General features: G+C 36.7%; 23 protein-coding genes. 5 read left to right on the forward strand and 18 right to left on the reverse strand.

The annotated features are described in order from the left end of the window. Window positions 1-105: 105 nt before the first annotated feature. From GYM71_RS07530 to GYM71_RS07555, 6 genes are all read right to left on the reverse strand, one after another. A complete protein-coding gene (locus GYM71_RS07530) occupies window positions 106-1041 on the reverse strand; it encodes an AAA family ATPase (RefSeq protein WP_220220012.1) in 936 nt (311 codons plus the stop codon). Window positions 1042-1146: 105 nt separating this feature from the next. Then, window positions 1147-1821: a 2,3-bisphosphoglycerate-dependent phosphoglycerate mutase gene (locus GYM71_RS07535; protein ID WP_220220013.1), complete on the reverse strand. Its 675-nt coding sequence runs from the start codon at window positions 1819-1821 to the stop codon at window positions 1147-1149. A gap of 1 nt (window position 1822) precedes the next feature. After that, window positions 1823-2005 carry a DUF308 domain-containing protein gene (locus GYM71_RS07540; protein ID WP_103752432.1) on the reverse strand — a complete coding sequence of 61 codons (183 nt, stop codon included), beginning with the start codon at window positions 2003-2005 and terminating at the stop codon, window positions 1823-1825. 3 nt (window positions 2006-2008) lie between these two features. Further along, a complete protein-coding gene (locus tag GYM71_RS07545) occupies window positions 2009-2905 on the reverse strand; it encodes a cation diffusion facilitator family transporter (RefSeq protein WP_220220014.1) in 897 nt (298 codons plus the stop codon). Between the two features lie 57 nt (window positions 2906-2962). Further along, window positions 2963-3643, reverse strand: a complete 681-nt coding sequence (locus tag GYM71_RS07550) for a histidine phosphatase family protein (RefSeq protein WP_103752430.1) — start codon at window positions 3641-3643, stop codon at window positions 2963-2965. Window positions 3644-3679: 36 nt separating this feature from the next. Next, window positions 3680-4441: a sulfite exporter TauE/SafE family protein gene (locus tag GYM71_RS07555; protein WP_103752429.1), complete on the reverse strand. Its 762-nt coding sequence runs from the start codon at window positions 4439-4441 to the stop codon at window positions 3680-3682. A 77-nt stretch (window positions 4442-4518) separates the two neighbouring features. Between GYM71_RS07555 and GYM71_RS07560 the strand changes: the two genes are divergently transcribed. From GYM71_RS07560 to GYM71_RS07575, 4 genes are all read left to right on the forward strand, one after another. After that, on the forward strand, window positions 4519-5184 hold the full coding sequence (locus GYM71_RS07560) for an HAD family hydrolase (RefSeq protein ID WP_103752428.1): 666 nt from the start codon (window positions 4519-4521) through the stop codon (window positions 5182-5184). Between the two features lie 40 nt (window positions 5185-5224). After that, window positions 5225-5797 (forward strand): DJ-1 family glyoxalase III, encoded by a 573-nt coding sequence (locus tag GYM71_RS07565; RefSeq protein ID WP_220220015.1) that lies wholly within the window; start codon window positions 5225-5227, stop codon window positions 5795-5797. A 182-nt stretch (window positions 5798-5979) separates the two neighbouring features. Next, window positions 5980-6999: a linear amide C-N hydrolase gene (locus tag GYM71_RS07570; RefSeq protein ID WP_220220016.1), complete on the forward strand. Its 1020-nt coding sequence runs from the start codon at window positions 5980-5982 to the stop codon at window positions 6997-6999. Window positions 7000-7160: 161 nt separating this feature from the next. After that, window positions 7161-7874 carry a TatD family hydrolase gene (locus GYM71_RS07575; protein WP_220220017.1) on the forward strand — a complete coding sequence of 238 codons (714 nt, stop codon included), beginning with the start codon at window positions 7161-7163 and terminating at the stop codon, window positions 7872-7874. A gap of 13 nt (window positions 7875-7887) precedes the next feature. On the opposite strand, the gene GYM71_RS07580 is transcribed toward GYM71_RS07575, so the two are convergent. The 11 genes from GYM71_RS07580 to GYM71_RS07630 all read right to left on the reverse strand — a co-directional run bounded on the left by GYM71_RS07580 (window position 7888) and on the right by GYM71_RS07630 (window position 19810). Continuing rightward, window positions 7888-9051, reverse strand: coding sequence for a hypothetical protein (locus tag GYM71_RS07580; protein WP_220220018.1), 1164 nt, complete (start codon window positions 9049-9051; stop codon window positions 7888-7890). Further along, the gene (locus GYM71_RS07585) at window positions 9048-9668 is read right to left on the reverse strand and encodes an ATP-binding cassette domain-containing protein (RefSeq protein WP_220220019.1); all 621 of its coding nucleotides are present in this window, start codon (window positions 9666-9668) and stop codon (window positions 9048-9050) included. The genes GYM71_RS07580 and GYM71_RS07585 overlap by 4 nt, the downstream gene beginning before the upstream one ends. Before the next feature lie 434 nt (window positions 9669-10102). Continuing rightward, on the reverse strand, window positions 10103-10972 hold the full coding sequence (locus GYM71_RS07590; RefSeq protein WP_220220020.1) for a helix-turn-helix domain-containing protein: 870 nt from the start codon (window positions 10970-10972) through the stop codon (window positions 10103-10105). 558 nt (window positions 10973-11530) lie between these two features. Beyond that, entirely contained in the window at window positions 11531-12388 is an 858-nt protein-coding gene (locus GYM71_RS07595) for an Rgg/GadR/MutR family transcriptional regulator (RefSeq protein ID WP_220220021.1), read from the reverse strand. Between the two features lie 256 nt (window positions 12389-12644). Then, the gene (locus GYM71_RS07600; RefSeq protein ID WP_220220022.1) at window positions 12645-13280 is read right to left on the reverse strand and encodes an ABC transporter ATP-binding protein; all 636 of its coding nucleotides are present in this window, start codon (window positions 13278-13280) and stop codon (window positions 12645-12647) included. Window positions 13281-13290: 10 nt separating this feature from the next. Beyond that, the gene (locus GYM71_RS07605) at window positions 13291-13947 is read right to left on the reverse strand and encodes a hypothetical protein (RefSeq protein ID WP_220220023.1); all 657 of its coding nucleotides are present in this window, start codon (window positions 13945-13947) and stop codon (window positions 13291-13293) included. A gap of 663 nt (window positions 13948-14610) precedes the next feature. Next, on the reverse strand, window positions 14611-15402 hold the full coding sequence (locus tag GYM71_RS07610) for a hypothetical protein (protein WP_220220024.1): 792 nt from the start codon (window positions 15400-15402) through the stop codon (window positions 14611-14613). 64 nt (window positions 15403-15466) lie between these two features. Beyond that, window positions 15467-15925 (reverse strand): hypothetical protein, encoded by a 459-nt coding sequence (locus GYM71_RS07615; RefSeq protein WP_220220025.1) that lies wholly within the window; start codon window positions 15923-15925, stop codon window positions 15467-15469. 322 nt (window positions 15926-16247) lie between these two features. After that, window positions 16248-16874, reverse strand: a complete 627-nt coding sequence (locus GYM71_RS07620) for a hypothetical protein (protein ID WP_220220026.1) — start codon at window positions 16872-16874, stop codon at window positions 16248-16250. A gap of 221 nt (window positions 16875-17095) precedes the next feature. Then, window positions 17096-18430, reverse strand: a complete 1335-nt coding sequence (locus GYM71_RS07625) for a PTS sugar transporter subunit IIC (protein WP_220220027.1) — start codon at window positions 18428-18430, stop codon at window positions 17096-17098. Window positions 18431-18448: 18 nt separating this feature from the next. Further along, window positions 18449-19810 carry a glycoside hydrolase family 1 protein gene (locus tag GYM71_RS07630; protein ID WP_220220028.1) on the reverse strand — a complete coding sequence of 454 codons (1362 nt, stop codon included), beginning with the start codon at window positions 19808-19810 and terminating at the stop codon, window positions 18449-18451. Between the two features lie 127 nt (window positions 19811-19937). Between GYM71_RS07630 and GYM71_RS07635 the strand changes: the two genes are divergently transcribed. Further along, the gene (locus tag GYM71_RS07635) at window positions 19938-20651 is read left to right on the forward strand and encodes a GntR family transcriptional regulator (RefSeq protein WP_220220029.1); all 714 of its coding nucleotides are present in this window, start codon (window positions 19938-19940) and stop codon (window positions 20649-20651) included. A 60-nt stretch (window positions 20652-20711) separates the two neighbouring features. Here the strand turns inward: GYM71_RS07635 and GYM71_RS07640 are convergent, their stop codons facing one another. Next, window positions 20712-22721: a BspA family leucine-rich repeat surface protein gene (locus GYM71_RS07640; RefSeq protein WP_220220030.1), complete on the reverse strand. Its 2010-nt coding sequence runs from the start codon at window positions 22719-22721 to the stop codon at window positions 20712-20714. Window positions 22722-22729: the final 8 nt, after the last annotated feature.

The raw sequence follows: 22729 nt of genomic DNA on the forward strand, positions 1-22729 counted from the left end.
CTCAACAAGTGAATTAATTAGCACAACATTTTCATTTATTCACCACTCAAATACCAAATAAAAAAACGACTTTGCTGTAAGTTGCAAAATCGTTTCTTCTTGTTTTTACCAAATATGTAACAGCCGGTCGGGCTGCAGTTTGGTCAAATTAAACTGGTGAACATGCTGCGGTTTACTTTGCGGAAATATTTCCATAAAATCGGCCAGATTCACTAAGCCGGTCGAATATGTCCACACACCCTTTACCTTTTTTATTGGATCAAGCATTTCGTTCCTGATTGGACAAGCAGAAATTAAGAAATGCTTGTGATGAAATTTAAAAACAAAATACGGTAACCGAAAGTCATTAATAATTTCTTCTTTTGTCTTACCAATCGTAACCACATTTCGATAAGTACCATACATTTCAGTAAAGCGGTCATTAAACGAAAAATAAAAATTTGAAATGTGAACATGGGGAAAATCTTCTTCCGCTACCTGGTCAGGAACTGCAACAACGTGAGCAAAATGATCTAAATTACTTTCACGCTGTGACAATGCTTTTCCCAACTGGTTAGGACTAATAACGTGTGCCCATTCCGGAACCGCCAAATTTTCCTGATAATTAATATACATTTGCCTGACCACTTCAGGCTTAACCCAATCATATTGCCTGCGAATTTCATTGCGGTTCAACAAATTGCGCAAGTTCTTATGATACATCAAATCAACGATAAACAATTCATAGCGATAGCACTCAACCCACGGCTTATAATGCTCAATGCTTTCTTCAACGATGTGGGTACTATCGACAATTACTGTTTCGCCACGTTTCATCTTCTCTTCTACGAGGTAGTCCACCACTTTTTCCGTTTGTTCATTTGCATATCGCGGAATTACTTGATGTAAGCAATCGGTATCTTCTTCATAATAGTAAGTTAAATTCGCCAATAATAGCCTTATTTGATCACGGCTAATCGCATAGGGCTGCAAGTGATGACGAGCAATAAATGAAGATTTTCCGGAGCCGGGTGCGCCTCGTAATAAAAATATTTTACGCATACCTATTCTCCAAACTAAGAATGTAAAAACTCTATTTAGTATCGTAATAAATTTTAACATACATCTAGAAGATTCCTCACATCTAACTAAAAATGCGTGGAAATTTTAGCGCAAAATTTCTTTTTTCGTGATTTGTAAATGCTCATCAAAGGTGTAAATAATTGGCTGTGCATTGGGTACTTCAAGCTTAAGAATGTCATGATTGTCAATATGTTCAAGTTTTTTGATTAATGCCCGCAAGCTTGATCCGTGAGCAACAATTAATTGATCCTCACCCTTTAACAACCGGCTTGCAACTTGATCATGATAATAAGGCATTAGCCGCTTTTGCGTCTGGTAAAGGCTCTCAGCCCGCGGCAACCGTTTCCGATCACATTGATCATAGCAAGCCGCTGTCACCTCATCACCTGCTGGCGGAACTTCATAAAACCCGCGGCGCCATCTTCGCACTTGTTCTTCGCCAAAGATTGCCCGGGAAAGATCTTTATTGATCCCCCGCAATTTACCATAATGCCGTTCGTTTAACCGCCAAGTCTTGGTAATTGGCAAATATAAAAAATGACAAGTTTCCGCCACAATATTAGCGGTAATAATTGCTCGTTGCAAAACCGAGGTGTGAATGTGGGTGGGGTAAAAGTCGGGAACCTGCTTAAGTAATTCTCCCGCCGTCTGAGCCTGAATCCGCCCCTTGGCCGTTAATGCAACATCATTCCAGCCCGTATAAACATTAGCAAAATTAGCGGTACTTTCACCGTGTCTAAGAAGCACCAATTTGACCATTTTAGCCCATCCAATGTCTAATTAATAAAAAAATACCAAAAACCGTAAAGATAATGCCTAAAATCATAAAGGGGCCAAAACTACGGCCATTATTTTTATACCGGCGATTAAAGGCATAAGCCATATCATATAACCCAACGATTAAAACAATAATCGCGGTAAATAAACTCACTTCAAACTTCATTTGTTATTCTTCCTCTTCTTGATTGCGATCCGAAACAATCATCTTGTTGTTACGCCCACGCTCACATTCAACCTGAAAGTTGGTGTGATTAATGCCCAAAATCTGCAATTTTCGACTAATCTGCTGGTTAATCTGTTCAATCTGCCTAGCCGTTAAATCAGGAGCAACATTTACGTGAGCATCCAGCATAACGTAACGGTCGCTATAACGCCACAAATGAACGTGATGAATATTCTTGATTTCGGGAAAAGACAGGACAATCTTATTAACTTGGTCAAGATTAATGTCAGGATTAGATTCCATCAAGACGTTAGCGGCCTTCATAGTTAATTCCCAAGCCTCATGAAAAATAAAGAGGGAAACCAGTAAAGTCATTAATGGGTCAATCCATGTAATGTGCCAAAAGTAAATAAAAATTGCACCGACAACGACCGCAACACTAGATAAAGCATCACTCATCATGTGAATAAAGGTGGAGCGGACATTAAGATTCTCTTGACCGTCTTGGTGCATAACGAGCATCGAGATCACATTGGCCACTAAACCGATAATGGCCACAACCAACATAATTTGCCCACTAATTGCCGTTGGGTTCCAAAAACGTTCGATTGCCTCAATAAATAAAACAATGCTGATGAGCAGTAAAACGATCCCATTGGTAAAAGCAGCGAGCGTTTCAGCGCGGTCATAGCCAAAGGTCTTTTCTTTGTTGCTACCCCGATTACTAATTAAATGCGCCACAAAGGAAATGATAATTGCACCGACGTCACTTAAATTATGCACCGCATCAGATAACAGTGAAAGTGACCCGGAAACAAAGCCACCGATAAACTCCGCAGCAGTGATAATAACATTAAGTGCCGTAACGTAGGCATAACGCTTAGTTGTGTGATCTTTCATATGTTTTTTTCCTCATGTAATAGTGTAACAAAAAGTCCTACTTTTGACAGTAGGACCTTACATATCTTCTGCGGCAACATTATAATCGATTATTTCGAATTTGCCATTATTATAGAGTATGCCCCTAGTAACGCTACCGTTATCAGGGAAAATAATATCATGGAGCCCATCGCTTTGGTTCCAATATTTAATTGCTAAGGTTTTAATGAAATCACCGTGCGAAACAATTAACACTCGCTGTTCGTTCCTAGTTAAATCGCCCAAAACCGAAATTGCCCTGACCATCCGGTCATCAAGTTCTTCCTTGTTTTCAGCTAAATGACGGGGATCAGCCTTTTTAGTTGCTTCCCGGAATTCATAGATTCCAACTTGGTTAATAATCTTGGTTACATCCTTTTCGGGACCAATTCCGGCGGCTAAACTAACCTGTTCCCAGGTATTTTGAATATCGTCGCCTTCAAAAGAACCGAAGAAAACCTCCCGAAACTCGGGTAACTTTTTTATTTTACCGATTTCTGATACCTGATTGGCATCCTTCATCAAGTGGACTGTATCAATCGCACGTTTTAAATCGGAAGAATACATATTGTCAAAACGAACTTGACTAAGCGCCTGCGCTGTTACCTTCAGGTCATTAATACCCTTAATTGTTAACGGGGAATCACACCATCCCTGCACTTTGTCCAATTGGTTGAACATTGTTTCGCCATGACGTACTAAATAAATCTCTGTTGCCAACTTGCATTCTCCTTCCATTTAAATAATGTGCATAAACTATAACATATATGCCTTATAAAAGAAATAGGCAGCCTGAATGAAAGCCAGTGCAGCAATGAAGACGCGGACATATTTGGCCGGAACAACCTTCAAAATATCCATGCCTAAATAACCGCCAATAAACATACCAACTGCAAGTGGAATTGCCTGCAGCCAATAAATATGCGAAGTAAAGGCAAAGACAATTAAAGCGACCAAGTTAGCTAGACCACACACCACATTTTTAATTGCGTTTACCACAATGAACTTTTCATTAGTGATATATGTTAGCAAAACTAGGACGATTACGCCACCAGCAGCTCCGAAATAGCCCGTATATACGCCCATTGCCAGCAAGGCAGCAATATAAAAAATTTCCTGCCAAAGTGGCCGTTTGTGCGGTTCTAAATTATGGTGCTTGGCAGAAACAATGACCATAACCCCAGAGCCGGCAATAAAAAACGGGACGACTTTTTCAAATACTTTGGAGGGAAAGGACAATAGCAAATAACAGCCTAAAATTGACCCCAAAACGGTAAACATGGCGTAAAAGGCAACTTGTTTCCAGTGACCTTTGAGTTCTTTGAGTGAAGAAATTGTCGAACCAATCCCGGTCCAAATTAGGGCAGCGTCATTAGTGACGTTGGCATACACTGGCGGAATCCCAACCGCAAGCAGCACGGGATATGAAGCCAGTGACGCCATGGATGCAACTGATGATAATAAACCGCCAGCAATTCCGCCAAAGAAGATAAAAATTATGGTAAAAAAAGATAACATTTAAATTAGGACTTCCTTTTTAGCATTGATATCTATTATAATGCAATTAATATCAAATTAAGAAGGGATTTTTAAATATGGGAAAATTTGACTCTTTAATCTTTGTACCTGAGGGAGCTATCCTCAATGAAGGAGTTGCTGAAAGGAATGCTCTCCGGCAAACATTAGATGAAGTCGCTAGCGGTTTTGGACCAAAACAAAGGATCCAATATGCTGAACTGCTCAGCCAAATCAAGTTTTTAACATTCAGTGATCGAATTGAACTAGTTTTACAGACTTTTTGTCGCCACGAATTGTATTCAGCAAGAAAAATCTTTTATCAGAAGATGAAAGAGCAAAAGCAATTAGTCAAAGATGTTGGGCTATTTCTTGGAGAATTAAGTGATATGGATGATCAAATCAAATTAATTCTGTGCTCCAAGGAAGACCGGGAAACAATCTCCTCGCGCTTGGATGAAAGTGAATTGCTCAACTGCTTTTCAGCTGTTTACACTCAGGATGACTTTGTGCAAAGGTTACCGAATGAAGAGGTTCTAACGACAATTGTTCAGGAACAAAATCTTGATCCTGCTACTTGTTTGGTCATTGGAACTGATCTTGCTGATGACATCCAAGGCGCAGAAAATGCTGGTTTAGCTTCTCTTTGGATTGCACCAAGAAATATTAAAACGCCAATTCATCCTAATCCTACTATTCACTTAACCACATTAAGTGATTTGTTGTTTTACCTTGAACTAAGCTAGTTTATAATAAACAATAAAACGGATTGTGAGGTTGCGAAAAATGAAAAAAGCTGCTGTAGTTTTTGCCGATGGCTGCGAAGAAGTCGAAGGCTTGAGTGTCGTTGATGTTTTACGCCGACTAGGCGTTCAAACTGATATGGTTGGACTTACCAGTAAACAAATTAATGGTGATCATCATATTCTATTGACTTGTGATCAAGTTGTAGATGAGCGCCTGCTTGACTATGATGTAGTCGCATTTCCGGGTGGTAAAACTGGTGCTGAAAACTTACGGGCTAGCGAACAATTGCGCGACCTAATGGTTAAAAGGCACGAAAACGGCATGTGGGATGCAGCAATGTGTGCCGCTCCCATAGCTCTCGCAAAATATGGTGTCTTGGATGATGCAGATTATACTTGCTATCCTGGCTTTGATGAACAAACTAAAAAAGATGCCCCAACTGGACATTTTAAAGAAACGATCACGGTGACAGATAATGAGCACAAAGTTATCACTAGCCGTGGTCCAGCAACGGCCTGGGCATATGCCTATGCGATTGCTGAAGCACTGGGAATTGATACCCACGAGATCAAAGAAGGCATGTTGTATAATTATTTAGCTGCAAATATTTAAAATTGCGACTAGTTAAAGACGGAAGTGAATAGGTCCGTCTTTTTTATAATAAAAGTGCCAAGCCCCCTACTTTCTAACTGTTTAGTAATTAATAACCACAATTTCTTTTCAGAGCTAGCGTTAAAATATGCTAAGATTTACTTGCACGTAAAAATGCAAATAACTAAGCAGGAGGTAATAAAATGTGTACGAGTATTGCTGTGACGGCAGATAACGGAGATGTATTTTGGGGAAGAACAATGGATTTTACCTTTGATCCATTTAAGCCAAGTGCTGATAGCAAAATGACGGCTTATCCCTCAGAATATGAATTAAAAGGGTTGCACCAAAGTTGGACAACTAAATATGCGTTCATGGGCATTAATGTTAATAACTCGCTCTTTTTTAACGATGGGATTAACAGTGCCGGTATTGTTGGCGATGCCCAGTACTTGGAAGAAGCTTCCTGGGACACGGCTTCAAACCTTGAAAAACGTGGTTTAAAACCGATTATTGGTGAAGAAGTCGTGAGCTACGTCTTGAGTAATTTTGGCTCTATTGCCGAAATAAAAGAGGCTTTCACTCATTTAGGTCAGGAAAAAACAACTTATCCTGATTGGGAAGAAGCCGATACCGGCATCCCTACCCCAATTCCCATGCACTATACTTTTAGTGATGCTGAAGGCCATAGCGTTATTTTAGAACCGGTAAAACAAGGTGTATTTAAGATTTATGATGGTATCGGGGTCATGACTAACAGCCCAGAATATTCGTGGCACCTGGATAATTTGCGTAATTATTTACAGTTGACCAACCATAATTTGGGCCACCAACAACTGACTGAAAAGCTATATATTAAGCAAATTGAGAGTGGTTCCGGCTTAATCGGCTTACCCGGCGATTATACTGCGCCATCGCGTTTTGTACGCGGAACCTATCTTTCCAAGTTTTTAGCGCCATTTCATTCTGATCAGGGCATTACCCAGCTATACAATGTCTTTAAAGCGGTGATGATTCCCCGTGGGATTGAACATCTACAAGAAAATAGCGCTAAATGTGATTATACGGGCTACTGGGCAGGTTACGACGTCACTAACAGAAGTCTATATGTCCAGCCTGAAGACTGCCCTACGATGACAAAGTTTACCCTGGATCCGGCGATCACCACTAAGGTAACTGAGCCTATTCAACATGATTTTCAGGTTTTAGAAGCTAAAAAATAATCGCTGAACCCCAAAAATAGCAAAAGAAAAAGGATTAGTAGTCGCAATTGACTAAATACTAATCCTTTTTTGCTTGCTAAAAATTAATTGCATAATAATTAATGACCAGCTATATTATTAGTTAACCGTCTACTTTTAATTAACGGAAAGAAGCTAATTTTATGCTAACAGATGCTCATTGCCATTTAGAAAATAATCAAGAACTGGCAAATTTGCTCGTCAAAAAACAGATTACAACAATTGTTAATTGCCAGACACCAGAGGAATGGCACATTAACCAAAAACTGACCCGGAACATGGAGCCCCTTAGTTTTGGCATACATCCATGGGATGCTAACAGACTAACCCTGCAAGGGGTATTGCCCTATCTTGAGCAAGCTGACGTTGTAGGTGAAATCGGGCTCGATTCCGTTTGGACAGAAAATAGCTTGGACTGTCAAAAGGAAGTTTTCACCGCACAAATTGAGTGGGCCCAAGCATCCAATCGCCCAGTTATTTTACACACTAAGGGATGCGAAAAGACCATTTTAGCTACAATCAGGCAATTTCCCAATCGCTATTTAATTCATTGGTACGATTGCAGTAATTACCAGCGGGAATATGTCGATCTTAACTGTTATTTCAGCTTCTGCCTAGCTATTTTAGACGATGCTAACGTAATTAAGCTGGCAAGAAAGGTCCCCTTAAATCGCTTGCTAATTGAGACAGATGGCTTAAGTTCGGTTGAGTGGTTGGAAAATAAACCGGTAAAAGTCGAAGACTACCCTCTTATTTTAGACCAAACACTAACGGCCCTGGCAGACTTGCGTCAGGTTGATAAAAATATGCTGACAAAGCAAGTCGCCGCTAATTTACAACGCTTTTTAGGCAAGTAATAAACTTGCCCCATTAACTATGAATTATTGTTTCAGACTTTTTCTGTTGGAACCGATCAAGAAATAAGGTAGCTACTAACAGAATTAAAGTACCAAGAAGCAAAGTGACTAAGCCATGAGCAAAATTAACCCGCATATTATTAAGATCGTAAGCTGTAGAACCAGAAATAGCTCTGAGCGAGTTAAGGTAAGTGGTAGGTAGCCAAGCTGCAAGCGCCCTAATTGGCTCAATAATTACCGTCGCTAAACTCCCCACAGCAACGAGGAAAGTCGCCACCAGCATTGTCGGGAATAAATGCCGAAAAATTCGTGCCAGTAAGTTGACATAAACAGTAATCAGTAAAAATTCAAGTAATTGAATAATAATCGTCTGCGGAATTAGCTTAACTGCTGGAACAACATCCAGCACAGCTTGCCCATTTGTCATTCTGTGAACAATATAAGGATAGTTCATATTGCCCATCCCCAATATTAGGGATGAGACTAAGAATACTACTAAATTGAGGCCAAGATAAATCAAACTGACGAGCAGTAAGCCCACCCCAATATTAGTTAAGAACTTTTTACCAGAACTAATAGGAATAATGGCGGAAATATCATCACCATCTTTATATGAACTAGTAAACAGATATGACAAAACAAAAATAATTACTAAATTAAATAAAACAGGCCAAAACTTATTATTTAGTTCTAGTAGAAGCTGAATACCCGTCATGTCACTTAAGTCCTCATGTGGAATTGGATGTTTTCCTAAATTTGCTAGAAATTGTTTGGTTTGGTTAAGCCAATCTTTTTCTTCATAATTGTTTTCACTCAGTTTTAGCTCATCAGAATCATTATTCGATACTTCATAAACCTGGTGCCAGTGTTTAGCCTGCTCATCCCTAGCTAGCCGGGAATCCTTAGTCGAAACTCTGGCTGCATTTTTTGATTGAGGCTCGGTTTTAGCCTGGTGAGACTTATTTTTAGCTTCTGCTGTTGGCTTGGAGTCATGAACGACAACGTGATTAGCACTGACGACGCAATTATTTTGTCCTTCAAACAAGGCGCCATTTGTCAGAAAATTTAGATCAAGATCAAGAAAACCAAAAAGTACAATTAACAACACACTAATAATGATTGTTTTGAGATTCTGTTTAACAATCTTTTTGAATTGAAATGAAAAGTACGAGTTCATTTCACCACCTCGTATATCATTTGCTTTTGAAAGACCATCTTATGCAAGTTCGAAACCTCGATACCGCTGTCTTGATGTGAAGTAGCAATCACACACTTATTTTGCTCACTAACTTCTTCGTCAAGCCGCGCATAGACCTTCAAACAAGTTTCTTGATCAAGGTGATTAGTGATTTCATCCATTAAATAATAAGTAGCACCACTAATAAAATACATTGTAATCAGCAATTTTTGCTTCATTGCCTGCGTATATTTGTGAATAGGTACTTTGGCATATTCACTTATCCCTAAAAAAGCTAATTCATCGGTCAAATTGGCATGAGATTGCCACTGATGTTTAACAAACTTCAAATAATCCAAGCTATTAAAGTTTAAATTAAACCAATCGCAGCTTTCGAAGAAAAATACTTTCTCTTTTGCTCCAGAGTATGGCTGTTCATCAATTAAGACCTCCCCTTTTGCAAAAGGGGTAATATTGGTTATTGCCCGCAAAAAGCTGCTTTGGCAAGTATAATTTTCGGATGTGATTTGATAAAACTGCCCTACTTGAAACTGATAGCTAAAATTAAGTAAGATTGGTTGCTGATAGTCAATTGATAAGTTATTAATCGTTAGCATTTAGGACTCCTTTAAAAGTAAAAATGATTGGAATAATAACTTGTCTTAGCATCAATTACTGTATTTAACGTTCTAATCAGTTAGACAACTTAAAATTACTTTGTTTTAAAATTTCCAAAGCATTTTTACTAAGTGCTAAAATTAATTGTAACTTATTAAGCAAATATAATCTGCAAAATTATCGTTTTTTCAAAATTTAATTAATAATAAAGTAATTTATTTATTAAATTTGATAGCAAAGATAGAAAGAAAAAAATGATATTTTAGACGTAAATATTATTATTCCGCTAATCATAAATTAAAAATAACAGTCTTAACTAGTAGGATTAGCTTATATTGCTAGAATATCAAAATTTCAAATTTCAGAAAAAAATCGTTCACTCTGTTGAACAAGTTTGGCATGAATTAGCTATAAGTGTACCATTAATACTGGTTTAGATTACTTTTTTGGAGTAGATCTTCTTAATTCGCTTAAAACTCTTTTTTAAGTCGGCGGCTAGTTGACCAATACCGAGATAATCCAAGCAGGGGAAGAAAACTTGTTGCATTCGAGTTTCATCACCCGTTTGGATGTAAAGCATAACCTCATGAGCAAATTTAAGACGAACTTTTTCAAACGTAAAGGAATAGCCCATATTGATGGTATCAAGTTCTGTAACTAATTTCTTTACCTTGGCAAATTTCCGATAAAACAAAGTGAAAACAGCATTTAAACATGTATTCCATGCAGAATGCTGCCACTGGTCATAGGCTTTTTGCTGGTTTTGGCTAAGCTTCTTGATTAGTAACTTGGTCAAACCGTATATGCGATTACTGGGGAGCAAGCTTAAAGTATTGCCAAAATTATAAACGTCTTCGTAATACCATTCATCAATTTGTGACAGCAACTCTTCGAGTTTCTCCAAATCTTGGGATGAAAATAGATTCTCACCTGTGGCTGCCATTAGATGATGGCAGGCAATTGCAGCTCGGATTAACTCACGCCGACTTGTTGGGTTTTTACGACTTATTGTTAAATATTTTTTAGCAAGTGACCTTAGGACATCATAATTATTTTCTAGATAAGCAGTACTAATATCACTGATATCTAAGTATGCGTTCAGGCTATTTGCTAAGAACTCCTCCGGTCTGATATGCAACCGTTCAAGCATTTTGATAACTTTACTAAACGACATATCACCCATTCCCTTTTCCCAATAATAGAGTGATGATTTTGAAGTAATACCCCGAGAAGTAGTTTCTAAACTAGATCTTTTTTCTTCGCGTAATTGTTTAAATTTTTTACCGTATATTTTATCGTACATGGAGGGACCTCAGATGAAAAAGAACTTATTGAAAAAATTTGTAATGACGATTTTAATTGGTGACTCAGTTGTTACGATTCCGGCATTAATTATGCATGCAATCGCAGCTAGCAATATTTTCTTAGGCTAATTCAAGCTAACATCTAATTTTTAACAATGTTTAGGCCATTTATGTACTGACAATAAGCCTTTTGGAATTACCTTTGAAGTATAAATTGAAAAATCAGACATTAATTAAAATCAGTACAAATTTACTACACGATTCCGTTAACTTAAGGAATCGTGTTTTTTTGTAATCATTTCAATAAGCTAATTGATTAAAAAGTTTTTCCTAACTAATTATTATGTCATAAAACTAGGAGTTAAACATGTTAGCAGTCTGCCTGAAATGGCTCTAGAACAGCAAATTGAGCTAATACAAACAAAAAAGCCCTCTACTCGGGGCTTTTTAATTTAGATTAAATTTTTACCAGATTTTACACCTACTAACAAATAATAGTCAAATAGAGAAATAGTAATAATTAAGCAGATTATGTTTTTTATCCATTCACTTGTGTTTTATGCAACTTGCTTTTTAACTTTGACAAAAGTTTTCTTCATTTCAGTACTTAAATTGGCAAAGCCCAGATACTCAATAGTTGGAAAAAAATGAGCAACTAATTCGCTATCATCTTCAGTTTCAAGATAATTCACCAATTCAGAGATAAATATTAAGCGAATTTTTTCAAAAGCAAAGATATCATCAATCTTTAGTAAATTAAGCTCAGAGATTAGTTTTTTGCCATACTGCCGATCACTAATAATCAGAGTAACAGATGCATTAAAAATGGTGTTTAATGCTGCATGTTCCCATTTAAGGTAATTTTTAGGCTTATTTTCAAGATAGACCTGGATTAAAAGTTTAGCTAGGCCAAATATCCGCTTATTGGGCAAAAGAGATAACGTGTTACCAAAATTAAAAACATCTTCATAATTCCATTCCTTAATTTCGGAAAGTAATTCTTCTAAACTAGCTAAATTTTTGGGTGAAAAAAGCAATTCGTTAGTAGAATTCTTTAAAAAATTACACGAAATTGCCGCTTTTAACAGCACATTTTTATCTTGCGAGTTTTCTCGCAATTGCTGAAGAGAAATTAGCGCTAGTTGTTTGAGCTTTTGCTTGTCATTTTTTAAATAAGCATTAGTAATTGCAAACATATATTGATACTCATCATTTAAGCCAAAGTCTAATTCCTCACAAGGTATCCGCATACGGTTAAGCATGGCAACCACTTTATCAAAGGGCATGTTTCGTTGCCCTTTTTCCCAATAATACAGAGAGGACTTAGAAGTTATGCCAATTGAGGCATTATCGAGACTGAAATTTTTTTGTAAACGTAGCTGTTTAAATCTTTTACCGTATTTTGAATCAATCATAATCAAGCCTCAATAAATTCCAGTATGTCAATACTATAATAATGTTTTATCACTTATCAATAAATAAAAATTCCACTTTTTAAGCTTACAAAAGTGGAATATCAATTATATTGCAAATTCAATCTTAAAATGGCTGAATAATTTTAGTTTAATCATACTACCATTCCTAATTATTATCAATATATTCATATATAGCTTTTTATCATGAATATAAAGTGGAATCACGAAATTACGATATTCTAAAACTCACTTCCTACTAGTCACTTACAATTTTGCCACCATCAATTTGATAATATTCATCAGCAACTGCCTTAATAACCCGATCGTCATGACTGGCAAGCAAAACCGTAACTCCTCGCGCACGTAATTGATTCATCAAGTTTTCAAAAATCTGAACAGATTCTTTATCCAAACCATTAGTTGGCTCATCAAGAACAAGCAGCTCCTGCTTTTCCATGAATGCTTGAACAATTGCTAGCTTTTGGCGCATTCCTAAAGAAAACTTTTTGACTTTTTTATCTTTAACTTTTTCCAAATCAAAAACTTTCATTGCAGCAATTATCTCATCTTTACCCACAGTGTTTTTTATTGAAGCAAGATATTGCAAATTCTTAAGCGCAGTGTAAGATTTGATAAATCCAGGAGTTTCAATGATTGCCCCTACATTTACTTGTCGCTCGGTATTTAAGCCTACTTCCTGGCCCTTAAGAATAACCTGCCCCGAAGAGATTTTTATTAAGCCAAGAATTGCTCTAAATAGCATGGTTTTACCAGAACCATTAGTACCAACAAAACCAATTATCTTACCTTGATCGATTTTTAAATTGATATCATTTAGCACAGTTTCATCATTTATTTTTTTAGTAACATTAGTTAATTCAAGATAGCTCATTTTTGACTCCTTATTTTGTTTCAAGTCGCTGGTTAATTTGCTCTAGCAAAATTATTAAAACAATGAACCAGATCGCATTGCTGATATTTACACTCCAGGTTACGCTATTAGTAACCATGATTAAATAATTGCTCTTTAAAGCCAATGAAATCACACTTAGCAATAATGGAATAATCCATCCTAAAATTCGTTCAATTAAAGAACAAGTTAACGCCAATAAGATAAAAACCGTAAAGCTAAGCCAAAGAGTACTGAATAATTTTACTAAGAACCAATAATTAAGCTTATTTTTAGTCATAATTACAATCAAACTAATAAATAACAAATTATATACAAGAGAAAATAGCACGACCGTCAACAGACAATTTTGGAAAATAGTGGTTCGCTTCTCATTTCTTATAACCACTAACGGATTAGCAGCCAAAAGTTTAGTTTGCAAAAGATTAATTAAGTAAAATTCTCCACCTAAGTAATATAAAAGCCACGCTAGATTAGCCATTAAAAAATTGGCACCAGTTATCGGAAAGGTGGTAAACATATTATTCTGGTAAGTAAAATTAATGTTGGTACAGTATTGCCACCAAGAGAAAACTTGAAAGCACATAACCATAATTTTCCCTAGACGATTATTAGAAAAGAGCTCGGGTAAGTATGTTCTCCATTTCATAAGCGCTCTCTCCGTTCATAAATAGTCCAGCTAAGATACCAACAAACTAGTATTATTCCCACTAAAATCATAGATGAGCATAGCAATTTGAATAGCTGATTTCCAACTAAGTAGTTGGAATTAATAAAATTGTTGAATAATGGAAAATGAATAAAATCAGGCGTCACGTCAGCTAAAAAGTACAGTAAACAATTGATAAAAAAATAATTAATTCGCTTTAAAAAGTAAAATAAGACTAAAATTATGCTTTGAAAAAATAAGAGATTAATAAATGCAACCAGTATGACAAGCAAAAAAGGTTGCCAATAAATTTGCGATATTCCGGGATCTAACAATAGTATAGCTTGTACTACACAAGTAGTTATAAATGCAGTTGTTAGACTGCATAGACTAAGCCACCAAAATAAAAACAACGGCCAATCACTTTGATACTTTATGCGAATATTTTCAAAGTAAATTGGATATGGCCTGACAGTCATTACTAACAAAACATTGGCAAAGGCAGTAACGGAATAAAAAGTATTTGGCATCAATAACTGGTAGATTGCTTTCCTTTTGCCTAACCCACGTTCAATTCCTGTGAAATGATACAGCAAAATTAATGCTAAAATATAGCCAATAACAATGACAAATAATCTTAATTTATTTGCTTTGATAGTTCGCTTAATTGAAGACATCTTGTTTGCTTTGCCTCCAAGTTAAGCCAAAGACAGCTAATAGAATAACTAGCAAGTAGCCCAATAAAATCCATTGAGTATACGAATAACTGTTACTGTATGTTGGTGTTAAAACGTAATATAGGGATGCTTCAATCTCGCCAGTCAAATTTGCTGCCAATAAGGTGATAAAACTAATAACAAAAGGAATGATTGTTTCCACACCCGAATGTATTTCAAAATATGACGATACTAAACCCATCAAACTGAATAGTCCGCTAAAGACAAAGGCAATGAGGATTGTGCAGAGCCAAAAGAGTAACGTGTTATGAATAAAGAAATTATAGCCCCATCCAGAAGGACTGATTATCTGATGGTCTCGTCCTGTAGGAGCATTAGTTACCTGAAAATTAATGAAGAAATAGCCTGCTTCAATTAAAAGAGGCAAAATCCCGACTAATCCTCCAACGATAAATGAGCTTGCCGTGGTTGAGAACAAATATTGCCTTTGCGTTCTTCGTGAAAGAAGCTGAGATAAGCGATGATTTCTTTTGTCTTCTTGAAAAGTACTACTAGCCGCCAAACCACACATCAAAGGTAAGATCAAGTAATAAATGGTAGTTCCTGAACCACTAAAATCAAAACCGGTTAAATGCAAAAAGGCATTATTTACTCCCCTAGTTGCATTAACCTGATTGATTGTTAAAGCTTGAATAACAACAACTAACAAGCCGATCAAAACCGCTAATAACGTTTGCCAACGCAAGCACATTCTTTTGATTTGCATTTTTATTAACATAAGTTCACCAAGTTAAAAAAGAAAAAATCCGTTTCAGGATATTTTTCTCTTTATTAAAAAATGTTTAGATTGAATCTGGACTCCATTTGCCACTAGAATGAACTTGGACAGCTTCATAGCCAGCTGTTTTTACACCTAATAGAATATTTGTGCGTCCATACATTTCATATGCTCTATTATAAATTTTCACACTCTGCCCTTGCTTTAAAGTATATGATCCAGTATTAATATCTCCTCCATTAGCTCTCTCGGTCCAAACAATGATATTTCCCTTTCCAATTGCAGTAGCTTTAGCATAACTTCTACTTTTATCCGTTTTTAATCTTGAGTTTGTTTTTGCAACCTGGTTCCATCTCGGTAAATTAAAATCCCAGGTACTATCACTATGATTATTACGTAGTAAATCTGAAGTATCAAAATCACTATTATCGTTGCTTTCCTCAACGTCCGCTAAAACTAACCCTGAAGATCCAGCTACTAACATTACTCCAGCTAAACTTGAAAATAAAAATCTTTTTTTCATAATGACTCCTTAAAAAAATCCCGCAATTAACAAATTAATGTTATTTGCACCTTTATTGAACTTAATTAATATTTTTATTTGATATTAATTAATATCTTAATAATATCAAAATAAATAAATAATAAAAAAGATTGTTCCACATAAGGAACAATCTTTTATCTTTTTATTTAAAATAATAACAACTTAATAAGATATACTATAATCTCACTAAGCTGGCAAAAAATATACAAATTTTGTATAAAGATATATTTAAATATTATCTATCAAGTGATCATCTATAAGAATAGTAGCTTTATCTAATTTATTTTAAAGATATTTTTCGTTAATACCGGGGATATTCACCGATCAAAAGGGCGGGAATGTCTTTATATTCCATTGCACCTAGCCATTTCTGCAACTCCTTAACAGAAGTTTGACCAATTGCCTTATCAGTGCCAGTTAGCTTGGTAGCAATTTTAGTCACTTTTTTCATCTGCTTTTTGGCTGCTTTCATATTCATAATATCAGCATAATCCATTACCTTAAGCTCGGCTTTAATTAATGGTCGCAGGTTCTTTTTCTTTGAGTTAATATTGTACAGATCGCTCACAATATTAACCCAGCCTTGATACTTGCCTGTCTGATCTACTAAATGAACTTGAACGCCATTACGTAAAGAACTAACTTGGTCAATTTTAAATAATACTTGGTCATTAATCAGTTGCTTTACTTCTTCTTTCGGCAGCGTGGCTGCCTTATGAGCATGAAGAGAAATCCTGGCATCTTGATTAAGCCGAAAGACATAACCCGCCTTAGCCAATCTCTTTGAAGCTTGCTTATCAGTCTTTCCTTCCTGCTTTTGTTCAGTATTAGATGACGCATCAACAACCGCAGTAGCAAGTGCCCCAGTCGCAATTGAAAATAGTGTTACGGCAGCGGATATTCCAAGGAACTTTACGCCCTTTTTCATTAATAATTTCCTCCGATAAGTAAAAAATAGTTCTTACTATTGTAACATTTATCCTACAAATTCATTAATGAATTTTATTAATAAATAAAAAATGTCGTACATAGTGTCAACTAAGTCCGCAAATCTTTTCGATACTATTCCAGCCATAAGACTTTAAGAAAGAAATAAAAAAATAGTTTCTAAATCTAATATAATTTAGAAACTATCATTATTAATAATACTTATTGAGCATTATTTAGTTCTGCTTGTTTCATTGCCACGCGCTCCGAAATCTTGATAAACGGAATATAAAATAGTGTACAAACAGCCAAGATAATAATTTGTACTAAAACCACTTTCCAATCGCCACCACTAGATAGAATACCACTTAAGATTGGTGGCGTTGTCCAAGGGACCATATAGGCTAGTGGCTTAACAAAGCCAATGGCTGTTGCAAAGTATCCAATTAATGACCCAATTACTGGGCTCAAGACGAATGGAATAATCATTGGGATGTTAAAGACAATTGGAAAGCCAAAAATAATTGGCTCGTTTATTTCAAAAATACCAGGAACGATGGCTAACTTAACCACGTCTTTATAAGGCTGATAATGTGATACTAGTAAAACGGCTATAATTAACGCAATTGTCAAACCAGTTCCACCCATTTGAGAATAAACTGTAACAAAATCCGTATTAATAATATGCGTAGCTGGCCGGCCTGCTGAAACTGCAGCGGTATTTTCATTCATATTTACTAAATTTAATGGATCTAGCAATGATCCGTTAATAACTGTTTGGTGAATACCTAGTGTATATAAGAAGTTGCCCGTCGAATAAATTAGTAAAAACCCTGGAAGAGAAGTATTAACCTTTCTTAAAGGCTCTTGGATTAGCCGCGAAATCAAGGTTACCAAATCAACGTTAAAAGCGGCTAAAATAGCGGCAGTAATTCCAAATATACTCAAAGTTATCAGTGATGGTAGAAGAACGGAAAAGCTTTGACCAACTGCTGGTGGTACCTGATCACCTAAATTAATCTTTAATGCTTTAATTTTGGATAGCCTTAAATAAATTTCGGTTGCAAGCAGACCAATAATTATACCAGCAAACATCCCCGTCGTACCAACCTGCGAGTATAAGACAGCTCCAGTAACGTCAATTGCTTTTTTTGCCCCTTCTGGCGTAATGCTAACATGAATTGCCAGCATAATGAAAACCGCGGATAACGCAACAGCCGCCGCTGAAATTGGGTTTTCGTATGATTTGTTTTTAGCTAAATAAAAGGCAATCATTGGCGCTATTAAAATACTGGCAACATTTAGCGTACCGTTTGTTAGTGCTGTTCCAAAAACCTGAAATTTTGCTAACATTGCTCCTTTTAAGAGCCAAGTAAATAATACGTTGTTGAAAAAGACGGCAATCCCAGCCAAAATAAACATCGGCATTAACGTCGCAAATGCATCCCGTAATGAGCGCAAATGCACCTGATTACCTATCTTAACCGATATGTCGGTAAATTTATCCAAAAATCGTTGCAGCTTTGGATGAGCCTGTGTACTAGTCGAATCATTCATATCGAATTCCTCCAAAAATCAAGATAAATCACGGCCATTAGACCGAATTACCTTTTTCAGCCAATAATAACTTTTCTTGGGTACCCGCTTCATATCACGGAGATCATGATTAGTTCGATTGACATACACAACGCCATAACGTTTGTCCATGTCACCTTGCGAGCTTAAAATGTCAATCAGGCCCCAGCCTAAATAGCCAATTACATCAACGCCATCTTCTTTGATGGCTGCCTGCATAGCCTTAATGTGACTGCGATGATAATCAATCCGGTAGTCATCTTGAATCGGCGTTTTACCATCCCATTCTTCACGCACGCCAATGCCATTCTCTATGGGAAACACTGGCAAGTGATAACGCTGATAGATTTTATTTAAAACATCACGAAAACCAAGCGGATCAATCTGCCAACCCCATTCACTTGTTTGCAAAACGGGATTAAGCTTACGGCCAAATTCTAAATATTGATTTGGTGCTGTGTCGGCCGGAATCTTGCTTGCATCAATTGTGCTGGAAGCATAATAGCTAAAACTTAAAAAGTCGCTTTTAACTGCTGCAATCGTTTCTTTTTCCTTATCAGTCACGGCAAGCTGCAAGTGATGATTTTTGATAAAGGCTAATACAGCAGCGGAGTGCTTCCCATAGCTGAACACATCGAGCAAGTCATAATTTAAAAACTCGTCAATCTGGTGTGCCGCAAAAGCATCCTGCGGATTCGCGGTTGCACCGTAAACTTGGTTATAGGCTAGCATGCCGCCAATCTTAGCGTCCGTGTTTTCATGAAGATAATTGGCAATTGCGGCATGACAATACATGACATTATGCGCAATTTGATAAAGCTCACTTAACGTTTTTTCACCCTTTAGATAACCTGCGATCTTAAAGGCTTCGGAAGTATGGTAAAGATTTTGTTCATTAAAAGTGATCCAGTATTTAACTCGGTCAGCAAAATGATCAACGATAATCTTGCCGTAGCGGATAAAGGCATCACAGACCTGCTTATTAACAAAGCCGTTATACTTTTGAGCTAAATGAAGTGGCATATCAAAATGATATAAGCAGATCATTGGCTCAATGTTGCGTTCAAGCAGTGCATCCACTAGCTTGTCGTAATACTTTAACCCCTCCTCATTAACTGCACCATCGCCGTCTTTAATTACCCGTGACCAAGAGACTTGGAACCGATACATGTTCATGCCTAAATCTTGCAGATAGTCAAAGTCCTCGGTGAAATGATGGTAGTTATCGTTAGCAAAATGCCAATCACTTGTATGCTCGCCGGGCTTACGAATGTCATAAACGGATAAGCTCTTACCGCCTTCATTCCAGCCACCTTCGGTCTGCATACTTGAAGTTGAATTACCCCAGAAAAATTTTGTCATTTGTTTTCTTCTTTCTTTTATTAAAAGCGCTTTCAGAATTAATGTTATTTCATCTTGCACTTGAAGTAAATCTTTGCCAAGATGTAAGTAAAGCTATTTGTTTACTTACAATTTAAGAGGAACACTTATGTCAGCTAAACCACTTTATGTTAAAATCGCTAACCATATTGAGCAGGATATTCTAACGCATAAATACCAAAAGAAACTCCCTCATATAGATCAACTCGCCGATATTTACCAAACCAGTAAAGTAACGATTATTAAGTCACTTAGGTTCTTGCAATATAAGGGGATCGTGCAACCTATCCGGGGTCATGGCACACTCATTTTGACTGAAAAAGAAATGGAAATTGCTAAAAAAGATAATGCTAACGAACATGTCGGCTTTACCGAGAGAATTAAAAACACCGAATTCTTAACGAGCAACATTATTTCCTTTGCTACCCGTGAGCCGACTGAGAAAGAAGCATCTTATTTAAAAATTGGTCTTAGTGATCCTGTCTATGACATCATTCGGCAACGTTTGTTAAACAATTTTCCTGTTAGACTGGAATATACAATTATGCCTGTCAAGGTCATTCCTGGTATCACAATGGCAGTGCTTGAACAATCGATTTATAGCTATATTGAAGGCAAGTTGCATTTAAAAATTGGCAAGGCCAATCGCACTTTTCGCGCCGATAAGCCTGACGCCTACGATCAGTTGTATTTGAAATGTGATCAGACCGACCCCGTTTTTGAAGTTGAGCAAATTTGCTTTTTAGATAATGGTCTACCGTTTGAATACTCGCAGACCCGTAACAGATATGACCATGGTGAATTAACCCTAAACCAAGTCTAAATTTGGCTAAACAAAAAGAGGATTCCGCATTAACGGAGTCCTCTTTTGCTTTAAAAAATATTACTTGTTAGCCTTATAGTAAACGTCAACTCGTTCATTTTGACTATTGGCGTTAATTACCTTAGTTGGAATAATACTCTTAGTTGGTGTATATCCCGCAATTTGTGGTAAACGATATTTTTCCCAAATATCTGTATGCCATGAGCCCGTAGTTCTCTTACCGGTGGCTTGATCAATTGTTACCGTCCGGCGAACAACGGCCACTTGGTTAATTGTCTTAATCGTGCCATCTGGCTGATGAACATTAATTGTTCGTGTGAAAGTTTTGATTTCAGTACTTTGAACCAGTTTATGGTTAACATTAACTTTAATTACTTGCTTGCCCGTTGCATCAACCTTGATGGTTGGCTGAGGCGAAGCAGCTAATTCGTAGCCTGCAGGAACATGGTAATTTGGCGTGATCGTTTCACCAACATAGCCAGTAAGCTGTTGTGTACCTACGACCTTGCCATTATCCAAATATTGCACAGTGATAGTTTGCTCAACTGGTTCGTAAAAAATATCAACTACCTGATCTTGCGTTTGCCCATCAACAACAGCCGCAGGAATTTGCTTTGAACTTGCTGAATAGCCAGCAAAAACCGGTACATCATATGCCTCCCAGGTTGCTGTTGACCAAGCACCATAATCAATCGAGCCATCTTCGTTTGTATTTACTTGTCGTTTAATCATGGCTGTTTGAGTTATCGCTTTCGTAGTATCATCAGGTTGATGAATATTAATTAGACGACTAACAGCTTTTGACTCAGTTGAGGTTTCTGCAACTGGTGCAGCAGCAACCCAGTCGTAAGTCGTTATTGCATCGCGACTTTCCATTTTCATTAATTCATCAGAAGTATACTGTTTGCCCTGCTCATAGCCACTAGTTACCACCCAATATGGAGCGGTTACTTTTTTATTAGTGCCTGGTACCAACGTTCCCACAGCTGGAACATCTGGTAATCCCATTTCAGCCTGTTGTGGAAACAATACCTTTGTTCCAAGGACTAAGTGATTTAAGTTCTTACAGTCTAAAAACATATTGTTCATAGGAATATATGAATCTCTAATTTTCAGATTTCTTAAGTCCAGACTGGTTAAACTAGTACAACCATCAAATAAATTATTTAAATAGAAAGCATTTGGCGCCTTAAGGCTACTTAAGTCTAAAGTCTTCAGACTTGAACATCCCGAAAACATGTATTGCATATCACCTGCGTTAGGTAAAACCCAACCGCTTAAATTTAAGTTTTCTAAACTCGTGCAATTTTGAAACATCCACTGTAAGTTGACAAAATTGCTAGTATTAAAATTGCTTAAATCTAGGCTTTTTAAACTAGAACAGCCAGCAAACATTTGCGAAATAGTTGTAACGTTTGAAGTGTCAAAATGACTCAAATCTAAACTAGTCAGGCTTTTACAACCCTGAAACATTCCAGACATATAAGTCCATTTTGAAGTATCGATATTAGATAATCCTTCAATAGTAGTTAGGTTTTCAAGATAACCAAATTGAAGTGTGCTGTCACTTTTTACACCTGGATCAATTACAATTTTAGTTATTCTATTATCGCGGCTTGGTATATCGTAAATTGCTCCTTCATGTATATATAGAACATAGTCATTACTTTCTTTTTTAAACTCCCATTTACTTGTGCCTTCAATACCTTGGTCAATTAATTCTGGAGTTGTTGCCGCTTTTGTAGTTGGAGTTTGCTTATTTGCTTCTTCATTACTTGCACTAACATTTAAATCAGTGTCTTTACCATTGGTAGCTGTAGGCTGATTTTCAATTGTATTAGCAGTCGAACTGTCATCTGCATTCGTTTTATCATTAGAGTTAACATTTGCTGAAAGAGTGCTCAACCGAACTTCTTTATCTGCCTTGGGTGCTTGAACAATCGTACTGCTTTGCTCATTAGCCGAATCTACTGTTGCGGCTTTTGCTTGTTGCTGCGTTAATGCTAATCCGCAAACTAATCCGACTACTGTTGAAGAAACAATTAATCCTTTTTTCTTGTTATTTTTCATGGTTTTTC

Origin of the sequence: Lactobacillus panisapium, from assembly GCF_019469265.1 — a bacterium.
Classification (GTDB): Bacteria; Bacillota; Bacilli; order Lactobacillales; family Lactobacillaceae; genus Lactobacillus; species Lactobacillus panisapium.